General features: G+C 69.5%; 6 protein-coding genes. 1 reads left to right on the top strand and 5 read right to left on the bottom strand.

Going from position 1 to position 6,870, the window contains the following annotated elements; genetic code table 11:
* From L995_RS23210 to L995_RS23190, 5 genes are all read right to left on the bottom strand, one after another.
* A partial coding sequence (locus L995_RS23210) for an FGGY family carbohydrate kinase (protein WP_047473861.1) occupies positions 1-1,471 on the bottom strand: 1,471 nt, incomplete at its 3' end.
* Between the two features lie 13 nt (positions 1,472-1,484).
* A complete protein-coding gene (locus L995_RS23205; protein WP_047473860.1) occupies positions 1,485-2,942 on the bottom strand; it encodes an MFS transporter in 1,458 nt (485 codons plus the stop codon).
* Positions 2,943-3,180: 238 nt separating this feature from the next.
* Entirely contained in the window at positions 3,181-3,474 is a 294-nt protein-coding gene (locus L995_RS23200) for a BTH_I0359 family protein (protein WP_047473859.1), read from the bottom strand.
* Between the two features lie 235 nt (positions 3,475-3,709).
* Complete coding sequence (locus L995_RS23195; RefSeq protein WP_047473858.1) at positions 3,710-4,879, bottom strand: DUF3108 domain-containing protein; 1,170 nt, start codon at positions 4,877-4,879, stop codon at positions 3,710-3,712.
* Positions 4,872-5,651, bottom strand: a complete 780-nt coding sequence (locus L995_RS23190) for an IclR family transcriptional regulator (protein WP_012203056.1) — start codon at positions 5,649-5,651, stop codon at positions 4,872-4,874. The genes L995_RS23195 and L995_RS23190 overlap by 8 nt, the downstream gene beginning before the upstream one ends.
* 126 nt (positions 5,652-5,777) lie before the next feature.
* On the opposite strand from L995_RS23190, the gene L995_RS23185 reads away from it, so the two are divergent.
* On the top strand, positions 5,778-6,800 hold the full coding sequence (locus L995_RS23185; protein WP_026062874.1) for a fumarylacetoacetate hydrolase family protein: 1,023 nt from the start codon (positions 5,778-5,780) through the stop codon (positions 6,798-6,800).
* The last annotated feature ends 70 nt before the right edge of the window (positions 6,801-6,870 follow it).

Here is a 6,870-nt window from a genome sequence, read left to right as displayed (position 1 = left end):
CCGCGTAGATGCGGCGGCGCTCGCCGCGCTCGTCGGCGGCCATGCGCGGGGTGAAGACCGCTTCGGTGCGCAGCGTGGCGCAAGCCTGCTCCAGCCCGTCCCACAGCAGGCCTGCGCTGCCGGCCATGAAGGCGATGCCGCGCAGGCTGGCCTTGTCGGTATCGGCCAGGCGGCGCACGGGCAGGCCGCCCAGGTCGGCCTGGATCTGCAGCAGCGCATCGCTGCCCGACAGGCCGCCGCCCACCAGCAGCTCGCCCACCTCGGTGCCTGCGGCCGCCTCGTCGGCCTGCACGCAGGAGGCCACGGAATGCGCAATGCCTTCGAGGATGGAGCGCGCCAGCTGCGGCCGCGAGGTGGCCATGGACACGCCCGAGATCGAGGCCCGCGCGCCCGGCTCCATGGCCGGCAGGCGCAGGCCGGTGAGCGCGGGGATGAAGACCAGGTCGGCCGGCGTCTCGGCCTCGCGGGCCAGGGTGCTGATCTGCTGCGGGTTGTCGAACCACTGCAGCTTCTCGCAGATCCAGTTGAGCGCCGATCCCGTGGTGGGCACATAGGTCTCGATGGCATAGCGCGAGACACCGTCCATGCGCCGCGCCGTCATGGTCAGCGAGCTTTCATGGGCCGCGTCATGCGCGGGCAGCTTTGTTCCCGTGAGCACATCGACGAAGCTGCCCGTGCCATGCACGCACAGCGCCTGGCCCCGCTCCAGGCAGCCCAGGCCCACGGCGGCCGCATGCTGGTCGCCCGCACAGGCCAGGATGGGCACGGCCAGGCCCAGCAGCTCGGTGCGCGTGCGGCCGAAGTCCTGCACGTCCTCGCACAGGCGGGGCAGCAACTCGGCGGGAAACTCCAGCGCGTCCAGCCAGTCCTGCAGGTAGCGGTGATCGCCCAGCGCATAGGCGTTGCCCGAGGTCACATTGGTGGGCGTGGTGACCACGGCGCGCGCATCCGACAGATGCCACAGCAGCCAGGAGTCGATGGTGCCGAAGGCCAAGCGGCGCTGCTGCCAGGCCTGGGCCACGGCCGGGCATTCGCGCAGCTTGCGCGCGGCCCACAGGTAGGGCGAACGCACGCCCACGGGCCGGCCCGCGTGACGGATCAGCCGGGCATCCCAGTCGCCGGCCAGCAGGGCCAGTTCGTCGCGGTGGCGCGAGTCCTGCCAGACCATGATGGGCGCCAGCGAACGGCCCGTGGCCGTGTCCCAGAGCACGGCCGAGCAGCGCTGGTTGGCAATGGCCAGGGCCACGATCTGCTGGCCGCTGCCCTGGGCGCGGGCGATGGCGCGGCGGCACACGTCCAGCGTGCGCTCCAGCAGCAGGTCGGCGTCCTGCTCGACCACGCCGGGGCGCGGGCAGTGGATTTCCAGCGGCAGATAGTCCTGGGCGGACACCTGCCCGTCGCGCCCCACGACGGCGGCGCGCGTGCCCGAGGTGCCTTCGTCGATGCAAAGGATCACGGCTTCATGGTGCATGGAGTGTTCTCTTTCAGGCGGTGGTTTGAGCGATCTTGGCGGGCGGGGCGGCGCCGTCCGCGAACTGGGGCGCGCCGGGCTCGTCGTCGGGGTTCACCGTGGTGCGCGTGGGGTCCCAGCGGATGGAAAAGCAGACGATGCTGGCCAGCAGCGGCACCACGGACAGGATGAGGAAGGTGTTCTCCAGCCCGTACTGCTGGCGGAACAGCGGGAACACCAGCAGCCCCAGCGCCGCGCCCATGGCGCCCAGCGCGCCGATCACGCCGTTGGCGCCCGCGCGAAGCTCGCTGCGGAACGACAGCGTGGACAGGCTCTTGCCGTTGGCGCCGGGCCCGCCCGAATGAAAGAGGATGAACAGCGAGGGCACGGCCACGGCCAGCCAGATCGGCATGCGGCCGTTGAACAGGCCCAGCACCAGCAGCATCAGGAACACCAGCGCAAAGCCGAAGGCCGAGGCCCGCCGCAGGCCCAGCCTGCGCCCGATGACGGGCGACAGGAAGCCGCCGACGATGCCGAACACGTTGAACACCAGCGCGCCCAGCGTGGCCTCGCGGAAGTCCTTGCCGAACAGCGAGGCGCTGATCAGCGGCAGGTACCAGCCCACGGCAAAGTACTGGATGGACTGGCCTATCTGCACCGTGGCCGCCAGCAGCGTGCGCGGCAGGTAGATGCCGCGAAAGATCAGCAGCACATTGGCCAGCCCGCGCCGGGCCGGGTTGAGCACGGGAAGGCGTTCGGCGGGCGGCGCGGCCTCGAAGCGCTGGCCGTGTGCGCCGTAGATGCGCGTCATGGCGCGGGCGGCGTCATCCAGCCGCTCCTTGCGTGCCAGCCAGGTCGGGCTTTCCACCAGCAGCGCGGCCTGCATGCCCAGGATGAACAGGCCGAACACCGCCGTGGCAGCCACCGAATAGCGCCACAGCGAATCGCCCACATCCCAGGAATGGAACCACAGCGCCAGCACCAGGTTGCTGCACACGGCCATGTACCACATGCCCTGCCAGACATTGAGCCGGCTCTTGAGGCGGGCGGGCGTGAATTCGGCCAGCACCGCCATGGCGATGGCGAAGTCGATGCCATACGCCGCGCCCACGAAGAAGCGTCCGAAGAGGATGGTGGCGTAGTCGGGCGCCATGCTGACCAGCAGCGCGCCGGCCACGGCCAGCACCTTGGCGATGACCAGCGGGCGCATGCGGCCCCAGCGGTCGGCCATCCAGCCGCCGATGGGATTGAAGGCGATGGACACCCAGGAGGCCAGCGACGTCATCCAGGCCACTTCGGCCGGCGTCAGCTGCTGGTCGCGCGTCATGGGGCCCAGGCCCACGCTGAGTGCGGAGTTGGAGAATGCGTCGAGGAAAAGTCCGCCGAGGGCCAGCCACCAGATGGTGCCGGCGCGGCCTGAAATGCCCTGGCGTGCGTCGATGTAGGCGATGACATCCTGAACGCCGCGAACCCTGTGGATGCTGGTCTGCATGCTGGCCTCCTGTGTTTCTGCAAGAGGCCGGCAAACCGTACAGGCGCGACAAGACCATCTCACAGATGGTCTTCAAATCTTGAACCTGTGCGGCGATTCTAGGCAGCAGGCGCAGCCTGCGGATCGGTGAAAGCACCAGGGTGCGCGCAATGGCCGCGCCCAAAGAAAAGGCCCGCCGCAGAGAACCTGCGGCGGGCCTGGCGCGAAGTCCCTTCACGGGACCGTGCGCTGTGTGCTGTCAGTGGACCACGACAGGCTGCTGGGCCAGGCCGGCGTAGCGCTCCAGGGCGTCCTCGACCTCTTCCTCGGTGGGGGCGTCCTGCTGCCAGGCGATGATCTGCTTCTGGAACATCTCGGCCCAGGAGCCGTCCAGATAGACCTCCTTGCCCGAGCGCTTGTCCACGATTTCGAAGCCGTGGCGTGGCAGCTGGCGGGCGGCATCGACCTCAGCTTCGCCGGCCGCTGCATCCGGATCCATGTCGGGACGCAGATGGAGCACCACAAAAGATTCGGAGTCGTAAAGCATTTGCATGGTGTTCCCTTTCTGGCCCGTTGCCGGGCGTCGCACAGCCTACATGGCTGCGAAGCGCCGGATTTCAAGGACCGTGGGGGTCCCGATCTATCGCAGGCACTTGCATGCAGTATTCCACGGATTGGCATGCGCTGCGGCGTGTGCCGCAGGCCGCGCTGTGGTAGGCGGGCGGTGGCGGTGGCTGCAAGTGCAGGACTACCGGGAAATCACCGGTGTCCCACCGGTGTCCCGTGTGTCATGGCGCCTGGCGGCTCTTGAGCTGCAGATCGGCGAAGTCGCCGTTGTCCTGCGCCAGCCGGATGCGCACGGGCAGGTATTGCATGGACGGCGCCAGCCACAGCGAGGCCTGCTGGTCATCGCCGGCCGCCGCGATCTTGTCCAGCCGCAGCGCCTGCGTGCTGCCCGAGGGCAGGTCCAGCGTCTCGGTCTCGCCCACGCGGAAGGTCCAGCGGTCGGCGCGCCGTGCGCTGACGGTGATGAAGCTGATCTGCGTGCCCGCCGGGTAGCGCTGCGGCGCCGCCGCCAGCAGGGCCGACAGCTGCAGGAACACGCTGAGCCGGTCCTGCGCGCCGGGCGCGATGGGCGCGTCGGGCGCGCCCGTGCTGAAGCGCGCCAGGTTCTGGTCGAACGCCAGCTGCGCCGATTGCTCCTTGCGCGCCTTGTCGTTGAAGCGGCTGGGCTCCAGGCCCCTGTCGGTGATGCGGCCCTCGCTGGTCTGCGAGCGCGAGCCCAGCAGGAACAGGCTGACTTCCTGGCTGGCCTGGTACTGGCCGTTGGCATGGCGCCAGACCAGCTCGGCATTGGCCGAATAGTTGAAGCGCTTGGCCTGGCCGGTGACGGCGAACGACAGCCGCGCAGGATCGGGCAGTTGCACGGGAACGGGGGCGTCGGAGGCCAGCGGCGTGCCGTCGGGCGAGGTGATGGCCATGCCCTGGGCCGGGCCGGCCGAGGGAGTGGGCGGTGTTTCGGGTTCGGGCTTGGGAGCGGGCGGCGCCGGCGGCGTGGCCGGGGTTGCCCCGCTGCCGGCATCGGCGGTTTCAGAGGCTTCCGATGCAGCAGGCTCCTGCGCTGCGGCCATCGGCAAGGGCTCCACGGTTTCGCGGATGGGCGTGTCCAGCGGCTCGGGCGCAGGTGCGGTGGGCGCGGCGGGTGCCGGGCGCTGGACCTTGGGGCGAGGCTGCTGCGGCTTGGGCGCAGGCGCCTTCGGTGCGGGTACGGGCGCTGCAGGCGGGGGGGCGGGTGGCTCGGGCAGGGACAGCGCCCGCGTCTGCATGGCCGCCACCTCGGTGTGCGGCGCCGATACCTGGCTCCACAGCGGCAGGCCCAGCAGGGCCAGGGCGTGCACGCCCAGCACCACGGCGGTGAGGGCGGGCAGGGCGCGCTGGCGCAGGTGCATTTCAGGCATTCCAGCCCAGGTCCTGGGACAGCTGCACGCAGGCCTCGCGCAGGGGTGCATCGATGGCGCCGCCGTATTCGGGGTCGAAGGTGGCAATCGAGCCCAGCGTGGTCAGGCCCAGCACGATATGGCCCGAGGAGTCGAAGACCGGCGTGCAAAAGGCCACGATGCCGGGCAGCACGGTATCGACCACGCGGGCGGTGCCGCGCTCGCGCACCTCGGCCAGCATGGCATCTATGGCCTCGGGGGTGAGCGGCAGGTCCTTGCGCTGGATGCGGCGGGCCTTGTCCACCTCGGGCTCCAGCAGCGGGGCCGTGACCTCGCGCGGCAGCCAGGCCGCGAAGCAGCGCCCGGTGGCCGAGGCCAGCATGGGCATGACGTCGCCCAGGCGCAGGTTGGCGGTGACCGACTGCGCGCTTTCCTCCCAGTGCACGATGGTCGGCCCGTGGTTGCCCCAGACGGCGATGGCCGCCGTGTGGTGGATGCGCTCCATGAGCGCGGGCATGCGTTCGCGCGCCAGCCGCACGGGGTCCAGCCGCGCCAGCGAGGCCAGGCCCAGCTTGAGCGAGGCCGGGCCCAGGTCGTAGCGGGAGGTGCGCGCGTCCTGGGTGACCAGGCCGATGCGCTGGAAGCTCACGAGGTAGCGGTGCGCCTTGGCGGCGCTCATGCCGGCGTCGGACGCCAAGTCCTTGAGCATCTGCGGGCCCCGGGCGCGCGTCAGCGCCTCCAGCAATGTAAAACCGACCTCGACCGATTGAATCCCTGCGCGTTCCTTGTCCATTGCAATAGAATTTGGTTTTGTTTAGTTAAATCAATTTAACTTATCGTAATTCGTGGCTGCGTCGCCATGGGTATCCAGGCCGCTGCCCGGATGCCGTGGCGCGCGGCGGCGGCACGGGGGAGCAGCATGAAACTTGCCACATACAAGGACGGATCGCGGGACGGGCAACTGGTCGTGGTGTCACGCGACCTGAGCCAGGCCCATTATGCGACCGGCATAGCGAGCCGCATGCAGCAGGTGCTCGACGACTGGAGCTACATGGCGCCCCAGCTTCAGGACCTGTACCACCTGCTCAACAGCGGCAAGGCGGTCCATGCCTTTGCCTTCGATCCGCGCCAGTGCATGGCGCCGCTGCCGCGCGCCTACCAGTGGGCCGACGGCTCGGCCTACATCAACCATGTGGAGCTGGTGCGCCAGGCGCGCGGCGCCGAGGTGCCCGCCAATTTCTACACCGACCCGCTGATGTACCAGGGCGGCAGCGACGATTTCCTGGGCCCCTGCGACGACGTGGTGGTGCCCAGCGAGTCCATGGGCATCGACTTCGAGGCCGAGATCGCCGTCATCACCGCCGACGTGCCCATGGGCGCCACGCCCGAGCGTGCGCTGGGCGGCGTGCGCCTGGTCATGCTGGCCAACGACGTGAGCCTGCGCAACCTGATCCCCAATGAGCTGTCCAAGGGCTTCGGCTTCTTCCAGTCCAAGCCCGCCACCTCCTTCAGCCCCGTGGCCGTGACGCTGGACGAGCTGGGCGACGCCTGGAAGGGCGGCCGCCTGCACCTGACGCTGCAGTCCACCTGGAACGGCCGCAAGGTCGGCATGTGCGATGCGGGCGAGGACATGAGCTTTCACTTCGGCCAGCTCATCGCCCATATCTGCAAGACGCGCAATGTGCGCGCCGGCTCCATCGTGGGCAGCGGCACCGTGAGCAACAAGGGCGTGGAAAGCGGCAAGGGCAAGAACCGGCGCATGGAGTGGCCCAAGGGCTACAGCTGCATCGCCGAAAAGCGCTGCATAGAGACCATCCAGGACGGCGCGCCCAAGACCGAGTTCATGCGCTTTGGCGACACCATCCGCATCGAGATGAAGGGCAAGGACGGCCAGAGCATCTTCGGCGCCATCGACCAGAACATCGTCGAGCCTGCCGAATGAGCCGCGTCTGCGCACCCTGGTGGCGCCTGGCGGGCAGGTCGCTGCGCGCCGGCCTGGCCGCGCTACGCGG

The sequence above is a fragment of the Delftia sp. ZNC0008 genome (assembly GCF_000799035.1).
Taxonomy (GTDB): domain Bacteria; phylum Pseudomonadota; class Gammaproteobacteria; order Burkholderiales; family Burkholderiaceae_C; genus Comamonas; species Comamonas tsuruhatensis.
This window is presented reverse-complemented; position numbering and strand designations above follow the sequence as displayed.

What these genes read in the sequence shown, in the direction of transcription:
- L995_RS23185 (WP_026062874.1), top strand. Translation starts at nt 5,778, where the DNA reads ATGAAACTTGCCACATACAAGGACGGATCGCGGGACGGGCAACTGGTC.
- L995_RS23195 (WP_047473858.1), bottom strand. Translation starts at nt 4,879, where the DNA reads ATGCCTGAAATGCACCTGCGCCAGCGCGCCCTGCCCGCCCTCACCGCC.
- L995_RS23200 (WP_047473859.1), bottom strand. Translation starts at nt 3,474, where the DNA reads ATGCAAATGCTTTACGACTCCGAATCTTTTGTGGTGCTCCATCTGCGT.
- L995_RS23205 (WP_047473860.1), bottom strand. Translation starts at nt 2,942, where the DNA reads ATGCAGACCAGCATCCACAGGGTTCGCGGCGTTCAGGATGTCATCGCC.
- L995_RS23190 (WP_012203056.1), bottom strand. Translation starts at nt 5,651, where the DNA reads ATGGACAAGGAACGCGCAGGGATTCAATCGGTCGAGGTCGGTTTTACA.